We start from the raw sequence: 20862 nt of genomic DNA on the forward strand, positions 1-20862 counted from the left end.
CAACAAAAAAAGGAAACATTTTTTCGACAATAAAAAAGATTTTGATTCTTTTGAATGATGTTCGGATCCAGACTTTCTATCAAATGCAGATGAATCAAAATCAGTCAAAACAATCCAATCTCATTTTGGATTTTGCCGTTCGAAACCTCTTTACTCCCGTTCAATACACGTTTACTCCCGTTCAATACACGTTTACTCCCGTTCGGAACCTTTTTACTCTCGTTCAATACACAATTACTTCCGTTCAGTAATGGTGACTCAGAATTAAGCATCAAGAGCTCCAGCTGGATCATAGAGACTCAGATCAATTTCTGTTTGTTTGCCAAGTGCAAGCTTTGCAAGTTCAGAACCGAGATAAGGGCCGCTTGTTAAGCCTGAAGCTCCTAACCCATTGGCAATCAATATGCCTTTATAATTAGGCAAAGTTCCGATGACAGGAAGAAAACCGGGTGTGAACGGCCGAAAGCCTACCCTTGTTTCAAGCATGGTGCTGTTCGCTAAACCAGGCGCCACTGCCAAGGCCTTTCCCAAAATTTCATATACTCCCCCTGCTGTTACTCGGCAATCGAATCCAGCCTCATCTTCATGTGTTGCTCCTACGACAACCCGGCCATCTTCGAATGTAAGAATATACTGATCATTAGGGGGCATGACAACCGGCCATTGGCTCGTATCTATGCCTTGCATTTCAAGGTGAATAATTTGCGCCTTCTGGGGTTTCACTAAGAAATTGATACCCAGCGGCTGTAATAGTTCTTTTGTCCAAGCACCTCCTGCAACAATAATCTGATCAGCCTCCAATGTACTTCCATTTAGCTTGATTCCAGTAATCTGGTTACCTTTAAAAATTAGTGTGGCATCCCCTTGAAGAAAAGAAGCGCCATACATAACGGCAGCATTGACTAATGAGTTGCGCAAAGCTCTTCCATTTACACGAGCTCCTCCGCTGACATGAACAGAACCATATTCTTCAGATAAAAGCGGAAACAGCCTCTTAGTTTCGGAAGGTGATAATATTGTTATCTCTCCGATTTCAGGTGCATCCTCACGTCGTTTACGCGCTCGTTCCGCCATTTTCTCCAGTTTATCCGGATCTGTATGAAGAGAAATCGCCCCTACTCGACTATAACCGGTTTCAGTTTCACCATCTGCTTCCAATTGATCAATCAAAGATGGATAATAACGCGCCCCGCCTTTTACTAGCTGATACCACGCTTTGTTGCGCCGCTGCGAAAGCCAGGGGCAAATAATCCCCGCTGCTGCGTCCGTAGCCTGTCCTCGGTCAAAACGATCAACCAATGTTATCTCAACTCCGGATTTTGCCAGGTGATAAGCGGTAGACGCACCAAGAATTCCTCCTCCAACTACGATCATTTTCTTCATTTATAATCACCTTTTCCGTTTACTTTAGAAACGACTCGACTTACGCTTGCCAATTCTTACTATTTTTGTTATTCTTAATTAGACTTATTTTTGTTCGGTATACAAGTGAATAACAAGATACTGCTTTTCGCCTGGATATCATTTAGAGCAAGAATAGTAATAAAATTGTGTGTTCGACACACTAGGAGGCAACAAAAATGGAAAATGGTAAAGTAAAATGGTTTAATGCAGAAAAAGGTTTCGGATTCATCGAACGTGAAGCCGGAGAAGACGTATTCGTTCATTTCTCAGCTATCCAAGGCGAAGGTTTCAAATCACTTGAAGAAGGCCAAGAAGTTACTTTCGATGTTGAAAAAGGAGCTCGTGGACCTCAAGCAGCTAATGTACGTAAAGCTTAATGAATTTAGAGCTTACAAACAGACTCAGTTATAGAGTCTGTTTTTTATTGTCTTTTATTAAAACTCTGTTCAAAGTACGAACAGGAAATATATTATATTAAAGCTAATGGTTTACCCTATTATAACATGAACACTTTTAGATGTATTTTTCGCATTTATTTGAAATATCCTTTCGATAAATAAGAATGTAGAGGTTATAATAAAGGAAAAGTAGCTCTGTTCAGTAACGAAAGGGTGGTGACTTTCCATTAAAAATCGTGGTAAAAGGCGTAAAAAGAAACGTGACTTCTTAAAGGATTACTTGAAAAATAAATTGAAAAATTGGAAGCCTAAACTTGGAAGAGAACCCGTATCTAACCATAAAACGCCGTCACAACAAAATAGGAACCTTGTAGTTTAGTCGGCTGCTTGTTTTATTTATAATTCGTTTTTCAGATAAAAAATTCCTCTTGAAAACACTCTGTTTTCAAGAGGAATTTCCCCATTATGGCAAATTGGTCGTTCCCATCATGAAACGGTCCACTTCTCTCGCCGCTTCCCGGCCTTCATGAATCGCCCAAACGATTAAGCTTTGGCCTCTGCGGGCGTCTCCAGCTGCAAATACTCCTTCGACGTTTGTTGTGTATTTGCCGTACGGCGCTTTTACCTTTTTATTGACGGTTTCGACGCCGAATTGCTTCAAAACAGGCTGCTCCGGACCTTCAAAACCGATGGCGATAAATACTAAATCGCATGGCCAAACTTTTTCGGTTCCAGGAATTTCATTAAAAGTCGCATTGCCATTTTCATCAATAATTTTTTCCATTTGAATCGTATGAAGTTCTTTGACCCGCCCATGTTCATCGCTAACAATTTTTTTCGTCTGAATGCAATATTGCCGCGGGTCAGTGCCGAATTTCGCTTTCGATTCCTCATATGCGTAATCAAGTGTAAATACAAGCGGATACTGCGGCCACGGATTATTATCTGACCGTTCTTTCGGCAATGCCGGGTGCTTGCCAAACTGTACAACGCTTTTGCATTTTTGCCGCAAAGCAACGGCAACACTGTCAGCACCCGTATCACCGCCGCCGATTACGATGACATGCTTATCTTTCGCATCGATGAAGTTGCCATCTGTAAAATTCGAGTCAATCCAGCTTTTCGTCACACCTGTTAAATAATCCATTGCAAAATGAACGCCTTCAAGCTCTCTTCCTTCAATCGAAAGATCACGTTGTTTCTGCGCCCCGATGCATAATACGACGGCGTCGTATTGGGAACGCAGCTTTTCGGCTGTAATATCTTTTCCAATTTCCGTATTTGTTACGAACGTAATCCCTTCCTGCTCTAAAAGCCGAACTCTCCGCTCAACAATTTCTTTTTCGAGTTTCATATTTGGAATGCCATACATTAATAATCCGCCGATTCGGTCTGCCCGCTCATACACTGTTACCGAATGGCCGGCTTGGTTGAGCTGGTCGGCGCAAGCAAGACCGGCAGGCCCAGAACCGACAATCGCCACTTTTTTTCCTGTTCGATTTTTCGGAATCCGCGGCTGAATCCATCCTTCAGCAAATCCTTTATCTATAATCGCCCGCTCGATTCCTTTGATGGCGACTGCCGGATCGGAGATCGCTACCGTACAGGAACCTTCACAAGGTGCAGGACAAACCCTTCCGGTGAATTCCGGAAAGTTGTTCGTTTTCAACAGCCGCTCAAGTGCTTCCTTCCATCTGCCTCGGTACACTAAATCGTTCCATTCCGGGATTAAATTATGAATCGGACAACCTGATGTTAAGCCGTTCAATTCCAGTCCCATATGACAAAATGGGGTCCCGCAGTCCATGCAGCGGGCACCTTGTCTTGCGAGCGTTTCATCGGAAAACGGAACCGCATATTCTTTCCAATCCTCCAGGCGAGAAAGAGGGCCACGTTTCGTTTCTTCTTCGCGAGTATATTCCATAAATCCTGTTATTTTTCCCATTTGTGTTTCACCCTCCTCTTCACGAAAAGATGAACGAGATAACGATCGTTTTATTTAGCGACCGCTTGTAATGCGAATGGTTCGTTTACCGCAGCTTTTTTTCGTTTTGCTACTGCTTCGAAAGCAGCCATCATCGCCTCATCTTGAGAAAGCCCGGATTGTTCCATCGCATTAATGGTTTCGATCATCAATTTGTAGTTTCTTGGAATAACTTTCACAAATCTATCTTCATACTTTTCCCAATTTGCTAGAATATGAGAAGCTTTTCTGCTTCCGGTATATTGATAATGTTTCGAAATCATTTGCTGCACTTCGTTGATTTCATCTTCATTATCGAGTCGTTCGAACAATACTAATTCTTTATTCGCTGTTTTTTGCCATTCGTTTTCATTATCGGCCAACACATAAGCGATTCCTCCTGACATTCCCGCCGCAAAGTTTTTCCCGACGGAACCAAGGATAACGACACGTCCTCCTGTCATATACTCACAGCCGTGATCACCGACGCCTTCAACAACTGCATTCACACCGCTGTTTCGAACGCAGAACCGTTCGCCGGCGCGTCCGCGAATAAATGCTTCTCCGCTCGTTGCCCCATAGAAAGCGACGTTGCCGATAATAACGTTGTCCGCAGAAGCAAACGAAGCCTCTTCTGGCGGATGAACGATTACTTTTCCGCCGGACAGCCCTTTTCCAATATAGTCGTTTGCATCGCCAACAAGTGTCATCGTCATTCCTTTTGGAACGAAAGCAGCAAAGCTTTGTCCGGCAGATCCTGTGAAATGAAGGCGAATCGTGTCTTCCGGCAGACCTTCTTCCCCATATCGTTTCGAAATTTCGCTTCCCGTAATCGTTCCGGCGTCGCGATCTACATTTCGAATAGGAAGGTGCAGCTCGACTTTTTCTTTTCGCTCAAGCGCTGGCTCGACTGCCGGCAAAATTTTGTTGAAATCAAGAGTTTGTTCGATTTTATGCTGCTGCGGACGGGCAAATGTACGAGGACCGTCAACTAGGTAAAGTAAACGAGTCATATCCAAATGCTTCGCTTTCCAATGATTTTTCGCACGCTCGCTTACTTTTAAGACATCGACTCTTCCGACCATTTCGTCCACCGTGCGGAAACCGAGCTGTGCCATAATTTCACGCATTTCTTGGGCTATGAAATACATGAAGTTGATCACGTGTTCCGGTTTTCCCATAAACTTTTTGCGAAGCTCCGGATTTTGCGTCGCCACGCCAACCGGACATGTATCAAGATGGCATGCCCGCATCATCACACAGCCTAACACGACAAGCGGAGCTGTTGCAAAGCCAAATTCTTCAGCTCCAAACAATGCGGCCATCACGACATCGCGGCCAGTCATTAATTTACCGTCTGTTTCAAGCACTACACGGTCGCGCAAACCGTTTAACATTAATGTTTGGTGCGTTTCCGCAAGACCGAGCTCCCACGGAAGACCGGCATGCTTAATGCTCGTTTTTGGAGACGCTCCAGTACCGCCGTCATAACCGCTAATAACAATTACGTCCGCACTTCCTTTTGCGACTCCGGCTGCAATCGTACCGACACCTGTTTTCGAAACAAGTTTCACGCTGATCCGCGCATCTCTATTGGCGTTTTTCAAATCAAAAATAAGCTGTGCCAAGTCTTCAATTGAATAAATATCATGATGCGGAGGAGGAGAAATCAATTCTACTCCGGGCGTCGATCCGCGCACTTTTCCAACCCACGGATACACTTTATTAGCTGGCAGCTGTCCGCCTTCGCCGGGTTTTGCCCCTTGCGCCATTTTGATTTGCAATTCATCCGCATTGACTAAATAATGGCTTTTTACACCAAAGCGGCCGGAAGCGATTTGCTTGATCGCGCTTCTGCGCAAATCTCCGTTTTCATCAGGCACGAAACGGCTCGGATCTTCTCCACCCTCGCCGCTGTTGCTTTTTCCGCCGATGCGGTTCATTGCGATGGCGAGCGATTCATGCGCTTCTTTGCTTAAGGAACCGAAGGACATCGCTCCTGTTTTAAAGCGGCGCACGATCGATTCAACCGGCTCAACTTCCTCAATCGGAACCGGTGTTCTTGATTCATCAAATTCAAACGCATTTCGCAAAAAGGTCAATTGTTCTTCGTTTGCTAAATTTGAATATTCTTTAAAAAGCTTATAATCATTTTTCCGGCACGCCCATTGAAGCATATGAATCGTTTTCGGATTGAAAGCGTGATGTTCTCCATTCCGTCTCCATTGCAGTTCACTTCCCGGTTCTAATGCGTCGTCTTTGTATGACGTTTGGAAAGCAGCTGCGTGGCGCATTTTTGCTTCTTTGGCAATTTCGTCCAACCCGATGCCGCCGATTTGCGAAGCCGTACCTGTGAAATATTGTTCGATCACTTCTTCACTGATGCCGACCGCTTCAAAAATTTGCGCACCGCGGTAGCTTTGCACCGTCGAAATTCCCATTTTCGACATGACTTTGACAACGCCATCGGTAACCGCCTTTTTATATTTGCTCACCGCTTCATGATAGGAAAGCGAAATAATTCCGTTTTCTACAGTGTTTCGAATCGTTTCAAGCGCTAAATACGGATTGACCGCATCCGCACCGTATCCAATTAAAGCGGCAAAATGATGCACTTCCCGTGATTCACTGCTTTCGACAATAATGCTTACGTTCGTGCGCGTTCCTTGACGGACTAAGTATTGATGAAGCGCACTGGTGGCAAGCAATGTCGGAATAGCAACATGTTGTTCGTCGATGCCCCGGTCAGACAATACAAGAAGCACCGCGCCGTTTTCCATCGCCTTTTCCGCATTTTCAAAAAGATCGTCAAGCGCTTTTTTCAAATCGCCGGTAAATAATGTCGGAATTGCCGCATATTTAAACTCAGGATACGGGTTCGACTTTAACGCTGCAAGTTCTTCGTTTGAAAGAATCGGTGTATCCATGCAAATACGGCGTGCAGCCGATGCATCTGGATGAAGAATATTACCTTCTTTGCCGAGAAGCGTCATCGTCGATGTCACAATATATTCGCGAATTGCATCTATCGGCGGGTTAGTGACTTGGGCAAATAGCTGTTTAAAATAGTTAAACAGGCTTTGCGGACGGTCTGACAACACCGCAAGAGACGCATCCATTCCCATCGATCCTGTTGGGTCTTTTCCTTCATTCACCATCGGAATGATCGTTTTTTCTACATCTTCATACGTATAGCCAAACGCTTTTTGCAATGTGACAAGGTTTTTGACCGGCTCCGTATCTTCCGGAATATCCAGATCATTTAACGTAATCATTTGTTCGTTCAACCATTTACGGTATGGTTTTTCTTTGGAAATTTCTTCTTTAATTTCTTGGTCAGAAATAATCCGGCCTTGTTCTAAATCGACTAAAAGCATTTTCCCTGGGCTTAACCGGTCTTTATATAGCACGTTGCTTGGTTCAACATCGATGACACCGACTTCAGATGAGAAAATAATATAGTCATCTTTTGTCACATAATAACGCGCCGGCCTTAAACCGTTTCGGTCTAAAATTGCACCGATTTGCTTTCCATCCGTAAACGAAATCGCCGTTGGGCCGTCCCATGGTTCCATTAAGCAGCTATGGTATTCGTAAAACGCCTTTTTGTCATCGTCCATTTCGCTGTCCCAAAACCATGGTTCCGGAATAAGCATCATCGCCGCATGGGCCAATTTTCTCCCAGCTAGTACAAAAAATTCAAACGCGTTATCTAAAATGGATGAGTCGCTGCCGTTCATATCTAAAATCGGTGTAATTTTTTCCAAATCATCACCGAAAAGTTCGGATACGAATTGCTTTTCCCGCGCCATCATCCAATTAACGTTTCCTCTTAATGTGTTGATTTCGCCGTTATGAATTAAATAGCGGTTTGGATGCGCTCTTTCCCAGCTAGGGAATGTGTTCGTGCTGAAGCGTGAATGAACGAGAGCAAACGCTGATTGAAACCGTTCGTCCTGCAAATCGACGTAATATTCATCTACTTGTTCAGGTGTAACCAATCCTTTAAATACAATCGTCCGGCTTGAGAGGCTTGCAAAATAACATTCATTATTTTGAACAAGCTTTTCCGCCTGTTTGCGAATGACATATAATTTTCGTTCAAATGCAAGCTCATCTTGAATATCATCGCTGGCCGCGATGAACACTTGACGGATAAACGGTTTGCTTTCTTTTGCCAATTTTCCGATTTTTTCGATATTTACAGGCACCGTACGCCAACCTAATAACGTCTGCCCTTCTTTTTCAATGATTTTATTTATTTCGGTTTCATAATACGCCCGTTTTTCATTATCTTCCGGCAAAAATACCATGCCTGCGCCGTAACGCCCTTTTGGCGGAAGGTTCATGTCTCCACATGCCGCTTGGAAAAATTCGTGCGGAATTTGCACCATAATACCCGCACCATCGCCGGTTTCCGGATCGCTTCCTTGCCCGCCGCGATGTTCAAGCTGGCGAAGCATATGGAGGCCTTTTTTTATAATATCGTGCGACGGCTTTCCTTTTAAGTGAGCATAAAAGCCGATACCACACGCATCATGCTCAAATTCTGGACGATAAAGCCCTTGTGCTTTCGGTAGTCCGTATTGTTTCATCTTCTTTCCCTCCCGTTCCATTTACATGTAAGTACTATTTTAGTTTTCAAAAATAATATAAACAATATATAATTTAGATTAAATTAATCTCATTTTGATATAAATAGCAGAGAGGGAAGGAAAATGGAACTAAGACAACTTCAATATTTTTTAGAGGTAGCCAAACGGGAACACGTTTCCGAAGCGGCGGAAGCTCTTCACGTCGCACAATCCGCCATTAGCAGACAAATTGGCAATTTAGAAGCCGAACTTGGAGTACAGCTATTTGAACGGGAAGGGCGAAATGTAAAACTCACCCCAGTCGGCCGCCACTTTTTGCCTCATGTTGAAACAGCGCTAAAAGCAATTGAATATGCAAAACAACAAATTGAAGAATATTTAGACCCGGAACGAGGAATGATCAAAATCGGATTTCCAACTAGTCTGGCAAGCCATACAATGCCAATGGTCATCTCCGCTTTTAAAGAAAAACATCCGAACGTTTCGTTTCATTTGCGCCAAGGAGCCTACAAATTTTTAATCGAAGCGGTGAAAAATAGAGAAATCGATTTAGCGTTTCTCGGGCCTGTTCCGGCGGGAGAAACGGGAATTAGAGGGGAGATTTTATTTTCCGAATCGTTTGCCGCTCTTCTTCCAAGCAATCATCCGCTCGCCAAACGAAACAGCTTAGTGCTAAACGAGCTGCGCAACGAACCTTTTGTGACATTTCCTCAAGGATACATTTTGCATCAAATCGTGCTCGATGCCTGTCAACAAGCAGGATTTTCACCGATCATCTCATCGGAAGGAGAAGACTTAGATGCAATCAAAGGTCTCGTTTCCGCAGGGATTGGCGTCACTCTTCTTCCGGAAAGCGCCCTTTATGAAACGGTGCTCCGCTTCGCGGCAAAAGTGCCAATCGAAATGCCGCATGTCAAACGAAACGTCGGCGTCATTGTTTCCGATCATTACGAACTCGCACCATCCGTTAAAGTGTTTTATCGATTTGTACAAGACTTTTTCTCAACGCTGGAAAAATATCAGTAAGAAAAGGGTTTCCGTGTATTGCAGTGAGTTTGATTTGAACTTTTGTATTCCTTTCTGTTTTCAAACAATGCTATGAAACACTTGTTGCTTTATCAATACAACAATTTGGCTTTCTCTTTATGCAATAAGCTAATTTGTTGAAGTAAATGAAAATGGATCCATTACCGATTTTCAGTCCAATACAATGAATAAAAGCAGGAAACCTTAATTGGTACCTGCTTTTTCTTTTAAAACTATATACACAGCGTACTCGACGTGTCCAAAGTGCATGTGGAAACATAATGTTGGTGAGTTCCTACTCGTTTTATAAATCTTCAATTCCTATATTAAGAAAACAGATGCTTAATCTTCAGCTAGAGTGCTCGATTACGGAAGATCAAGGGCTGTTAAAGCCGGTTCGCACTTATTGAACATTAGCACCCATTAATTAAACGGTCACATAAAAAAAGAAAGAATGTTGAAAATAGTAACACTCAACAAAGATATATTATGAGGTGATTGAATGAAAGTATGGTCTAAGTTTTTAATCTGTATATGTTTGCTATTTATTTTTCATTTACCTGTTCAGGCGCATAATAATGTCATTCCAAAACAAGTAGTAAATATCAAGCGTGTCGTAAAAATAAAGGATTTAGTAAGTGGTTCAACATTAATTGCTTATGGTTGGTTCGATACTTCTCATCAGAAACAGCCGTTAGAAAAATCTGTACAGGGTGGGCAGCTTGTCAATTTTGTACAAAGCTTTCATGTCAACAAATATTTAAAGGGAACCGGTGACCGAATTATCACCGTGTTATCAACCGGAATTGAACCACTTCCTCATCCATTAAATCCTATCAATAAAATTTACCCAGGACCGCTTGCTGAGGGTCAATATGTTTGCTTTCTAAAACATGTTCCAGGAACAGAATTTTATACCATTATCGGGGGATGGCAAGGAGTCTACCCTGTTTACGAAGGGAAAACAATTTCCCTGCAAAAAGAAGGTTTTCCAGATTTAAATCAATTAACGCTCAGACAATTAGAAGCAAAAATCAAATCGTACTAAATACTTTACACAGGTTGGGGTGCTGGTAAGACAAAAAAGTGAAGTACTTATGGTATTATCCCAACGGTTTATGCATGAAATGAATCTCATTTTGGGCAGACTTCACCCGTTGGCGAGTCTGCCCTTTTTAATTAAATATTCTACCTTTTTTACTTTTAACTAAAATAATAGTCAATGGTGTTCCCTTTCGTATCCCCTGTATGATATAAATACTTTACTATATATTAAAAAGGAGAAGATCTGTCCTTTAGTTAGACTGTATTATCCTAAATTTGTCCTTTATTAACAGTATGAAGGACTTTTCCTATGTTTCCTATCTTGTTTATGTCCTTCAGGACTCTTATGACGGACTTTTCTTATGCTCTCTATCTTAATTATGTCCTTCAAAAGTCTTATGACGGACATTCAGCATATACAATTGGTTTTGTTTTTCCTTTATCGCCTCTATGAAGGACATTTACAAATTTTATTAGATTATTTTTGTCTTTCACAATGGCATTTCTTCAAAATTATCTACTCAGCTCTCCAAAAATCCCCTCTATTTATGATACGGTTCACCGTAGCCTTTCTAACTGCGAATTTTGAAAAGAGAACCTTCAATCCAAAGATAGATCAAAGGTTCTAAGTTTTATTTTCAATGATATTCTATTTTTTACTAAATTCTTTAGGTAATTTTTTATTTTATCTCTGTTTTTTTTTCAATCATTGCCTTTTTAATCTCTACATCATAGAAACGATTGTCCATTGATGAAAAATGTTGCTTAAGCTTTTCCATTAAAATCCTTAGTTTCTGCATCCAAAGTATTAACTAATGACCAGCTCTTTATCGCTTAGACCAAGCGTCTTCGCAGTTGAAGTATGAATTTCGTGCAAAAGCTCTGGGTTTTCCACTAGTGACACGCCATAAGAAGGAATCATTTCTTTTATTTTCGGTTCCCACTCTTTCATATGTTGTGCAAAGCATTTTTCTAAAACCTCAAGCATAACGTGAACGGAAGTAGAAGCACCCGGAGAAGCGCCAAGCAATGCAGCTATCGAGCCATCAGAGGCACTAACAACTTCCGTACCAAATTGAAGTGTTCCTTTACCGCCGGCCTCAGTATCTTTGATAACTTGCACACGTTGGCCTGCTACCACTATATCCCAATCTTCGATTTTGGCGTTCGGAATAAACTCGCGTAATTCTTCCATACGCTTTTCATTCGATAACATAACTTGCTGGATCAGGTACTTTGTCAATGCCATCTCTTTTACGCCTGCCGCCAACATAGTCAAAACATTATTCGGTTTTATGGAACGTATCAAATCAAAATTTGAACCTGTTTTTAAGAACTTTGGCGAGAAGCCGGCAAAAGGTCCAAACAGCAATGATTTTTTGTTATCGATATATCTTGTATCAAGATGCGGAACAGACATTGGAGGAGCACCAACCTTAGCTTTACCGTAAACTTTTGCATGATGCTGCGCTACAACTTCCGGATTGTTACATACCATAAATAGTCCGCTTACCGGGAATCCTCCAATATGTTTTGACTCAGGAATACCCGTCTTTTGCAGTAAAGGCAGACTTCCGCCCCCACCGCCGATAAAGACGAATTTTGCAGTATGGTATTCGATTTTACCGCTATCGATATCATGCACTTTCACTTTCCACGAGCCGTCGCTAGTACGTTTAATATCCTTAACACTATGCTTGTAGTTTATCTCGACGTTTTTACTTTTTAAGTGGTCAAACAACATGCGTGTTAAAGCACCAAAGTTGACATCCGTTCCAGAGTCGATTTTTGTTGCCGCTATCGGTTCATTCGATGTACGGCCTTCCATGATAAGCGGAATCCATTCCTTCAGTTTTTCAGGATCATCGGAAAATTCCATCCCTTGAAACAAAGGATTTCTTGAAAGCGCTTTAAAACGTTTTTTCAAAAAAGTTACATTTTTTTCCCCTTGCACTAAACTCATATGAGGTATTGGCCTTATAAAGTCCTGCGGATTACGAATCAGATTGCTGTTTACAAGATAAGACCAAAACTGCAGTGAAACCTGAAACTGTTCATTAATTTTTATAGCTTTGCTAATATCTACAGATCCATCCGGTTTTTCGGGTGTATAGTTAAGCTCGCATAGTGCCGCATGCCCCGTTCCCGCATTATTCCATACGTTAGAGCTTTCTTCTCCTGCGTTTGCGAGCTTCTCAAACACTTTGATTTCCCATTCCGGTGCTAACTCTTTCAAGAGTGTCCCCAAAGTCGCACTCATGATTCCGGCCCCAATTAAAATGACGTCTGTTTTAGTTTCTCTGCTGCTCATTTTTACCAACCTTTTCTGTCTAAAATTTAAACATATCATAGTGTATTATAATTATTTATAGTTTAAATTTTTCTACTATTATATGATTATATTATAAATTATTTTAAAGCTTATAAAAAGTGTGAACTCCTTCCACAAGGCCTAGGAACACACAAAAACTATTTATCATTTTCCGACAGAAGACTCCCACTTCAAGGAAAGTGAAGGGCAAAGCCCAATGAGTAAGTGGGGGATGAATGTCGGTTGGCGATAGCCAAAACCTTCCTCATTATGCTATAATAAGAACAAATATTCTTAATAAAATGAGGTGAACGTCATGATCGTCCACAAAGCCTATAAATTTCGTATCTATCCAAACAAAAAACAAATGGAACTCATTAACAAAACGATTGGCTGTTCAAGGTTCGTTTTTAACTTCTTTCTTGCTAAGCAGAAAGCAAAGGACGCTTACTGGCATATTTGCGAAGAAATGGTTCAAAATGGTCAGTTTCCAAAGAATAATTGGAAGGGTGAATACATCAACAAGAAAGAAACCATAAAATCACTTCCCGAATTAAAAAAACAGTATGAATTTTTGAAGGAAGTGGATAGTATTGCTTTGCAAAAATCAGTTGAAAATCTTGCTGACTCTTATGTTCGATACTACAACAAACAAAACAAACAACCTCGATTTAAGTCTAAAAAGAATCCGGTTCAATCCTACACAACGAAACATGTAAATGGAAATATACTGTTGAAGGCAACTATATGAAACTTCCTAAACTTGGACTTGTTCGTTATGCCAAAAGCCGCGAAGTAGAAGGACGTATCCTAAATGCAACAATACGGCGTAATCCTTCGGGCAAATACTTTGTTTCTCTGGGAACGGAGGCAGAAGTATCTGAATGGCCAAAAACCCGTTCAGCTATTGGAGTTGACGTGGGAATCAAAGACTTTGCTATTCTTTCCGATGGAACAACTTACTCCAATCCAAAATTTTTCCGCTCATTAGAGGAAAAATTAGCAAAGGCACAACGGATTATGAGTAGACGAACTGTTGGCGGTGCAAATTGGCACAAGGCTAAAAAGAAAGTAGCCCGTATATACGAAAAAATAGCCAATGCAAGAAGGGATTTTTTAGACAAGGTTTCAACCGATATTGTCAAAAACCACGACATTATCGGAATGGAAGATTTGTCTATAGCTAATATGCTAAAGAATCATTCTCTTGCCAAAGCAATTAGTGAAGCATCATGGTCGCAATTCAAAACCATGATTGAGTACAAAGCAAAATGGTATGGAAAACAAGTAGTAACTGTTGCAAAAAACTTTCCTTCCAGTCAGCTTTGTTCAAATTGTGGCTATCAAAACAAAGACGTTAAAAATCTGGGATTGCGTGAATGGGACTGTCCTTCTTGCGGAACCCATCATAATCGAGATATTAACGCAAGCTTAAATCTTAAAAATGAAGCCATAAGACTTCTAACCGCAGGGACTGCGGGGCTAGCCTACTAAGATAACTGAAGGTTACTTCGGTGTTCGTAGGAATCTCCCGCTTCAAACAACCCGTAAGGTCGTTAAGCGGTGAGTAGTTCAAAGACTCTCGTTACCATCTGCTTCTATTTAACTTAACGTAATTTTAGCAACGCACAGCACTCAACATGCGTCGTCTGCGGAAACATATCCACCGGTTGCACTTCAACTGTCTTATATCCGCCATCCTCTAAGATCCTCAAATCACGGGCAAGTGTAGCCGGATTACATGATACATAAACAACCTTCTTTGGCTTCATGTCTATAATGGTTTTCAATAACGCCTCATCGCAGCCTTTCCGTGGCGGATCGACAACGAGCACATCTGCACGATTTCCTTCTTTATACCATTTTGGTATGACGATTTCCGCTTCACCGACGGCAAATTCAGCATTGGTGATTCCATTTAATTTAGCATTCCGCTTTGCATCTTCAATAGCTTCCGGGACAACCTCAACGCCAAAAACTTTTTTTGCTTTTTGAGCAAGGAACAGTGAAATCGTTCCGATGCCGCAGTATGCATCAATGACTGTTTCCTCCCCTGTCAATCCGGCATACTCCAGCGCTTTGTCATACAGCACTTTCGTCTGGTCGGGGTTCACCTGGTAAAAGGATAGAGCAGAAATTGCAAATTTCACATTTCCGATATAATCGTAAATAACTTCATTTCCCCAAAGTACGGTTGTTTTCTCACCTAAAATAACGTTTGTCCGTTTCGGATTTACGTTATGGACAATAGATTTTACTTTAGGGAGGCGGGCGATAATTTCCTTAACTAGTTTGTTTTTGTGCGGAATGTCGGCTGTTCTGGTAATAATGACAACCATAAGCTCCCCCGTTTGCTTTCCGTAGCGGGCTATGATATGGCGAAGAACGCCTTTATGTGCCTCTTCATTATAAGCCGGAATTCCGAGTTCGATACAAATTTCCTTCACTGTCCGAACCACTTCATTAATTTCCGGAAGCTGGATCAAACTTTCATTTGTATCGACGATTTCATGGCTTCGCGGTTTAAAAAAACCGGCAATAAGTTTACCGTCTTTTTCACCAACAGGAACTTGCGCTTTGTTTCGGTAATTCCATGGGTTGTCCATGCCTATAATCGGATGTACCTTGACGTCTTCAAGTTTTCCGATACGGGTGAGTACTTGTCGGACTTGATTTTCCTTATATTTCAGCTGACCTTCATAGCTGATATGCTGCAGCTGGCAGCCGCCGTATTTATGGGCGTCACCGCTTGGCACGTCAACCCGGTAATGGCTTCTTTCATAAATCTCAATCAGCCGGCCGATGCCATAGCTTTTGTTTATTTTAATGACTTTTATTTTTGCTTTTTCGCCTGGCAGTCCCCTTGGTACAAAAATCGGGTAGCCATCCACTTTGGCAACTCCTGCTCCATCATGCGTTAAGTCTTCAAAAGTAACATCTATATAATCGTTTTTTTGAACCGGCAGTGTTTTGCTCATTGCTTTCTTCCTTTACTTGTAGTTTCCGTGTCCAATTTGACAGAAAAGATTGTAGCACAAAGACGGCCGGATTGCGAAAGAGTGGTCGATATATTCAAAAAGTGGTCGATAAATCATGAAATGTGGTCGATATATTTTAAAAGCGGCTTGGCCCCCTTATTTTGGACACGTACTTTTATTTTCTTTGTTTTTCGCAGTTTTTCATCTTTTTGGTTTTTCCTTCTTCACCTTGATCCATTTTAGATGATGTCACTACAGCGTCAAGCCCAATTCGCTTGACCCTTTCGTTCCATCATCTAGGGGTGGGTTAGGTGAAGAAGGAGTAACTCTGCGTAGCTTATAAGCTGATCGCCATCTCCTCCGGATAGCCTTCATCCTTGTACAAGTTATGAAACTGGACAGGAGTAAGATAGTTAAGGCTGCCGTGATATCTCCGATTGTTATAAAACTCCATAAATTCATCAATTCGATAATAGGCTTCCTCAAAGAACTCAAAGGTGTCCCGTTGATAACACTCCCGTTCAATAATACTGTGAAATGATTCTATATAGGCATTTAAGTTTGGAGACTTTGTTGGTATCCGTTCATGATAAATCCTGTATTGCTCACAAAAATCACCAAAGTCATGACTCACAAACTGAGGACCGTTATCGGTTCGTATAATGATACTTGATACACTTTCATCTTGCGGAATGTGTACTTGACGCCTTATGAGTGCCTCTTGAAGCATACCTGTAATCTCCTTCGCTTGACACTTTGATCCTCGATAATAGCCAACAATACAGCGATCAAATACATCAATGGCACTGGCCAGAAAAAAGAAACGACCGCTATCTTCTATCGATCCATATTTAATTCGACTTGCCATAATTGGTTGGGTCCAGTAATAACGTGTTGTTTAGCTAACCGTTTTGGATATGGAGATGGAGCGTTTCGCTTAGGTAACAAAATGTTTAACTCATCACATAGTCGATAGACTTTTTTGGGGCTAATCACCAGCTTATGCTCCGTCCTTAAGTAATGGGTCAACTTCCGATAGCCGTATATGCCTTCCTCTCCTTCCACGGCCTCCATTAAAAACTCCTCAATCTGTTCATCAGAAACCTTTGTTCCTGACTGAGTAACAGAATAACCAGGAATAGGGCGTCCTCGCCTATCTGGCTTTTTGTCTTCCTTTTCGGCAGTTTGATGATAGTAGTACAACGACCGTGACACCTCCACTGCTTTCGTTGCTTGTTTTATTGGAAAACCTTCCGCAACCCAGAGTTTTACTTCCTCTAAACGTTCTTCTATCGGGACTCGTTTTTTTTAGAAGGTTCTTTAACATAGCGACTTCAAGTTCTTTCTCTCCAAGGAGTTTCATGGCCTGTTCGTACTTTTTCATCAGTTCGTCCATAGTGGGGTTATCAGACAGAGTGATTGTTCCCTCATCCTCCATAAGATCTCGCACTTCATCTTCATATTCGTTTATCCATTTTCTAGGTATTACGTGAAATACCTGCTTTACGAGCAATAGAAGCATAGTTTCCTGTTTCTAGTGCCATCCGCACATATTTCTTTTTAACATCTTCAATTACGTCAATCTTTTTCTTCGCCATATTATGCCCTCCCATCATCTGATTTCCTAATCCTAGTTTACTTTTTCCACTAGGTTCGTGTCCAAATGATTAAGGGGGCTAAAAAGAAAGTGGTCGATAAATCATAAATTGTGGTCGATATATTTAAAAAGTGGTCGATAACCGGAAAGTTATAGAAAACTTCCTTAAACGATTGGCACCTACTTTTTTAAAATCTTGAGCAATTTTCCGGAATTACGTTTCTTAATCAAACGTTTGATTAAAATCCAGAATGCAAGCAATTAAATTGTCCTGATTTTCTTGCCATATATTCTTATTTTTAACTTGTTGTTTCTTCTTTCAATATTTCAACCGCTTCACGAAATCTTTGAGAATGAACGACTTCTCGCTCTCTAAGAAATCTTAGCCCATCTTGCAAATCAACATCATCGGTTAAATCGATAAGAGATTGATACATGGCCCGCGCTTTTTCTTCAAGGGCAATATCTTCATATAGATCTGCGATCGGGTCACCCTTCGCCTGAATATAATCAGCGGTCCAAGGTTGTCCTACTGCATTTTGATAAAAGAGTGCTTTCCCATGATTGGCATAGTATCCTCCAAGCCCTGCTTCTTCCAGTTGTTCGATTGTTGCATCCTTCGTCAATTTGTATATCATCGTGGCAATCATTTCAAGATGGGCCAGCTCCTCTGTTCCGATATCGTTTAGTATCCCAATAACCTTTGGAGGCATCGTATAACGCTGGTTCAAATAACAAAGGGATTGGGATAGCTCACCGCTTTCTCCGCCGTAGGCTTCCAGCAGGTTTTTCGCCATCCTCACATCACACTTACTTACACGAACAGGGTATTGCAGCTTTTTTTCATAAATCCACATGTCATCTCACCTCCCTAAACCTGCCATGGCCAAGGTTGTTCAACCCATTGCCACGGGACACCTGAAGTGCTGAGACCAAAATTAAACAACGGACCAAACTTTTTTTCAAACTTTTCCGCAGTGTTCTTACGCATTTCTTCAAAAAGATTGAATTGTTCAATTGCCTCTATGTCGTTCGGATGTGTATCCAAATACAGATTTAATTCAACCAATACAAATTGAATGACTTGCAATTCTTCAAGAATTGCATAAAAATTAGGATCAATCGTTTTACCCATTTCCATCTCATTCATCCATTCTATAGTTTTTTTGAGGGATAAGGACTATAGAGTACAGTCCAAAGTGTCCCTAGGCTCGCGGCTTTTCTTAATGAAAATTGGGGTAAGTTATTAGGTTGAAAATCAAGATACAAACTAGGGGGAGTCTCGTAAATTTTGATTCTTATTGGCACACAGGGGTCAAATGGCGAAACGAAAGGAAAATAATTTTTCTGTTGAGAAAACATAATTTTATGGAAAGCCCCTTTCGATTTAAAAAATATTTTCTAAATATTTTATGAATAGGAATTTTAAGTGAAATAAGGCATGTACACATTTTTATTACTTTTTGGAGCAGTCATTACGGCTTCTTGATAATGATTTGCACCTCTTTTAAATAGCCATTCTAACAGCCTGTACATTTAGCTGAAGAAAATATAAGAACACATAATCGTAACCGTAAAATAGTACCCACCTATTAACCAAGATGATACTATGAGATAATCTCTTCAAATCAATATTTGAGGAGGTTTTTTGATGTCTCGAGCGGAATTGCGAAAAGAATGGGAACTTCGTATCGATAAGTTTAGGGCAAGTGGACAGACCCAATCCAAATGGTGTGCTGACAATAATGTAAAGCTCCATCAATTAAAATATTGGCTTAAAAAAATTGAAAACACAAATCGGATCTCAGCACCATCACCTAAATGGGTATCAATCACAATGAATGAACAAGATGCCGAATCAAAAAACACTTCATTATCCTTACAGATTAATATAGGGCAAGCATCCATAGAGGTTAAACCTGGCTTCGACCCATCTTTCCTTGCGGATGTCGTCCGGACCTTAAGATCGCTGTGTTGAACGAAGCAATGATCGTGCATGTTTACCTCGCCCGAGGGAGCACAGATTTGCGCAAGTCCATTGATGGCCTGGCTGCGTTGGTGAAAGAGTCGTTTGATCTGGACCCCTTTTCGTCTAGCTATTTTGTCTTCTGTAACCGTAATCGGGATAAATTGAAAATTCTTCATTGGGAGCACAACGGATTTTGGCTCTATTATAGACGTTTAGAACGCGGAAAATTTCAATGGCCAACGGATGAAAGTGATGCACCGTTAAAAATAAGCCGCCGGCAGTTCCGTTGGTTGCTTGATGGACTTCCACTTGATCAACGCCAGGCTCATCCTGAAGTTATCGCAAGGACAGTCATATGAAATCATATTTTTTCATTTTTTTATTTAAAACTCCAATTTTTAAAAGGGACTGATCATAATTTGTCGAATAGATAAAGTATGAAAAAGACAACGAAAACACTCACCCAACCAACTGAAAATCTTCAAAAACGATGTGAATCCCTTGAAAAGCAAGTCGCTGAACTGACTGCGAAGTTAAAATGGTATGAGGAACAGTTTCGCCTCAGCCAAAAAAGACGATTCGGCTCTTCAAGTGAAAAAACACATTCCGATCAACTAGAGCTTTCGCTCTTTAATGAAGCAGAGGTAGAAGCAGCCTCCAATTTAGAGGAACCTGCTTCTGAAACCATTACCTACCGTCGTCGTAAAAAACGCGGCCAACGTGAAACGATGCTAGAAGACCTGCCTACGGAAACGGTTGAATACCGCCTTTCCGCAGAAGAGCAGGTCTGTTCGTGTTGCGGTGGATCTTTACATGAAATGAGCACGGAAGTGCGTCAAGAAATCAAAGTCATTCCAGCTGAAGTAAAAGTGGTTAAGCATGTCCGTTATGTCTACGCCTGCCGCCGTTGTGAACGTGAGGAGATCCATACCCCGATTGTGACAGCGTCTATACCGGCACCTGTCTATCCGGGCAGTTTAGCTTCTCCTTCAAGTATGGCGTATGTGATGAGCCAAAAATATGTGGAAGGGCTGCCTCTTTATCGCCAGGAAAAGCAGTTTGAGCGATTTGGGTTTACATTATCCCGGCAGACGATGGCGAACTGGATGATCTATGGCGCAGATCAGTGGTTACGTTTGATTTATGATCGGATGAAGGATCATTTACTCAAGCAGGAGATTCTCCATGCGGATGAAACCACTTTACAGGTACTTCATGAACCGGGTCGAAAGGCAACATCCACTTCTTATATGTGGCTTTATCGTACAGGAAGAGAAGGTCCGCCGATTACTCTTTATGAATACCAACAGACACGAGGAAAGGAACATCCTCGTAAGTTTCTGAATGGTTTCAAGGGCTACCTTCATGTGGATGGCTACTCCGGTTATCAAGGGCTGCCTCATGTGACCCTGGTAGGTTGTTGGGCACATGCAAGGCGTAAGTTTGATGAAGCCTTAAAGGCTCTTCCGGCTTCAAAGCAGTCGGCTCCGGTAGCTGCCAAGGAAGGACTCCATTTCTGTAACCAACTTTTTGCGATTGAGCGTGAATTAAAGGATTCAACTCCTGAAGAACGCTAT

The 20862-nt window shown here is 41.5% G+C and carries 16 protein-coding genes and 1 pseudogene; 7 read left to right on the forward strand and 10 right to left on the reverse strand.

The annotated features are described in order from the left end of the window. Window positions 1–264 precede the first annotated feature (264 nt). Window positions 265–1383, reverse strand: a complete 1119-nt coding sequence (locus PB1_RS04945; RefSeq protein ID WP_003351135.1) for an NAD(P)/FAD-dependent oxidoreductase — start codon at window positions 1381–1383, stop codon at window positions 265–267. Between the two features lie 197 nt (window positions 1384–1580). Between PB1_RS04945 and PB1_RS04950 the strand changes: the two genes are divergently transcribed. Then, window positions 1581–1781, forward strand: a complete 201-nt coding sequence (locus tag PB1_RS04950) for a cold-shock protein (protein WP_003351137.1) — start codon at window positions 1581–1583, stop codon at window positions 1779–1781. 484 nt (window positions 1782–2265) lie between these two features. On the opposite strand, the gene PB1_RS04955 is transcribed toward PB1_RS04950, so the two are convergent. Both PB1_RS04955 and gltB read right to left on the reverse strand, forming a co-directional pair. Continuing rightward, complete coding sequence (locus PB1_RS04955) at window positions 2266–3747, reverse strand: glutamate synthase subunit beta (RefSeq protein ID WP_003351139.1); 1482 nt, start codon at window positions 3745–3747, stop codon at window positions 2266–2268. A 50-nt stretch (window positions 3748–3797) separates the two neighbouring features. Next, window positions 3798–8360 (reverse strand): glutamate synthase large subunit, encoded by a 4563-nt coding sequence (gene gltB, locus PB1_RS04960; RefSeq protein WP_003351140.1) that lies wholly within the window; start codon window positions 8358–8360, stop codon window positions 3798–3800. Window positions 8361–8483: 123 nt separating this feature from the next. Between gltB and gltC the strand changes: the two genes are divergently transcribed. Together gltC and PB1_RS04970 are read left to right on the forward strand one after the other, a co-directional pair. After that, a complete protein-coding gene (gene gltC / locus PB1_RS04965) occupies window positions 8484–9386 on the forward strand; it encodes a glutamate biosynthesis transcriptional regulator GltC (protein WP_003351141.1) in 903 nt (300 codons plus the stop codon). 502 nt (window positions 9387–9888) lie between these two features. Then, window positions 9889–10434 carry a hypothetical protein gene (locus tag PB1_RS04970; protein ID WP_003351142.1) on the forward strand — a complete coding sequence of 182 codons (546 nt, stop codon included), beginning with the start codon at window positions 9889–9891 and terminating at the stop codon, window positions 10432–10434. An 804-nt stretch (window positions 10435–11238) separates the two neighbouring features. On the opposite strand, the gene PB1_RS04975 is transcribed toward PB1_RS04970, so the two are convergent. Continuing rightward, on the reverse strand, window positions 11239–12780 hold the full coding sequence (locus PB1_RS04975) for a malate:quinone oxidoreductase (RefSeq protein WP_337999014.1): 1542 nt from the start codon (window positions 12778–12780) through the stop codon (window positions 11239–11241). A gap of 277 nt (window positions 12781–13057) precedes the next feature. Between PB1_RS04975 and tnpB (PB1_RS04980) the strand changes: the two are divergent. Beyond that, window positions 13058–14235, forward strand: a pseudogene (tnpB, locus tag PB1_RS04980) (IS200/IS605 family element RNA-guided endonuclease TnpB). Between the two features lie 113 nt (window positions 14236–14348). Here tnpB (PB1_RS04980) and rlmD read toward each other — a convergent pair. From rlmD to PB1_RS16865, 6 genes are all read right to left on the reverse strand, one after another. Further along, window positions 14349–15719, reverse strand: coding sequence for a 23S rRNA (uracil(1939)-C(5))-methyltransferase RlmD (gene rlmD / locus PB1_RS04985; RefSeq protein WP_003351148.1), 1371 nt, complete (start codon window positions 15717–15719; stop codon window positions 14349–14351). Window positions 15720–16056: 337 nt separating this feature from the next. Next, window positions 16057–16587 carry an integrase core domain-containing protein gene (locus PB1_RS16850; RefSeq protein WP_081485578.1) on the reverse strand — a complete coding sequence of 177 codons (531 nt, stop codon included), beginning with the start codon at window positions 16585–16587 and terminating at the stop codon, window positions 16057–16059. Beyond that, complete coding sequence (locus tag PB1_RS17385; RefSeq protein ID WP_155816362.1) at window positions 16557–16922, reverse strand: helix-turn-helix domain-containing protein; 366 nt, start codon at window positions 16920–16922, stop codon at window positions 16557–16559. Before PB1_RS17385 ends, PB1_RS16850 begins: the two co-directional genes overlap by 31 nt. Window positions 16923–17615: 693 nt before the next feature. Further along, window positions 17616–18173, reverse strand: a complete 558-nt coding sequence (locus tag PB1_RS05000; protein ID WP_003351149.1) for a manganese catalase family protein — start codon at window positions 18171–18173, stop codon at window positions 17616–17618. Between the two features lie 14 nt (window positions 18174–18187). Then, entirely contained in the window at window positions 18188–18457 is a 270-nt protein-coding gene (locus PB1_RS05005; RefSeq protein WP_003351150.1) for a spore coat protein CotJB, read from the reverse strand. 14 nt (window positions 18458–18471) lie between these two features. After that, the gene (locus PB1_RS16865) at window positions 18472–18678 is read right to left on the reverse strand and encodes a spore coat associated protein CotJA (protein ID WP_003351151.1); all 207 of its coding nucleotides are present in this window, start codon (window positions 18676–18678) and stop codon (window positions 18472–18474) included. A 289-nt stretch (window positions 18679–18967) separates the two neighbouring features. On the opposite strand from PB1_RS16865, the gene tnpA reads away from it, so the two are divergent. From tnpA to tnpC, 3 genes are all read left to right on the forward strand, one after another. Beyond that, a complete protein-coding gene (gene tnpA / locus PB1_RS05010; protein WP_003350562.1) occupies window positions 18968–19294 on the forward strand; it encodes an IS66 family insertion sequence element accessory protein TnpA in 327 nt (108 codons plus the stop codon). Window positions 19295–19302: 8 nt separating this feature from the next. Further along, a complete protein-coding gene (gene tnpB / locus PB1_RS05015) occupies window positions 19303–19644 on the forward strand; it encodes an IS66 family insertion sequence element accessory protein TnpB (protein WP_274413072.1) in 342 nt (113 codons plus the stop codon). A gap of 78 nt (window positions 19645–19722) precedes the next feature. Beyond that, a partial coding sequence (gene tnpC, locus PB1_RS05020) for an IS66 family transposase (RefSeq protein ID WP_003351152.1) occupies window positions 19723–20862 on the forward strand: 1140 nt, incomplete at its 3' end.

The sequence above is a fragment of the Bacillus methanolicus PB1 genome (assembly GCF_000262755.1).
Classification (GTDB): domain Bacteria; phylum Bacillota; class Bacilli; order Bacillales; family Cytobacillaceae; genus Bacillus_Z; species Bacillus_Z methanolicus.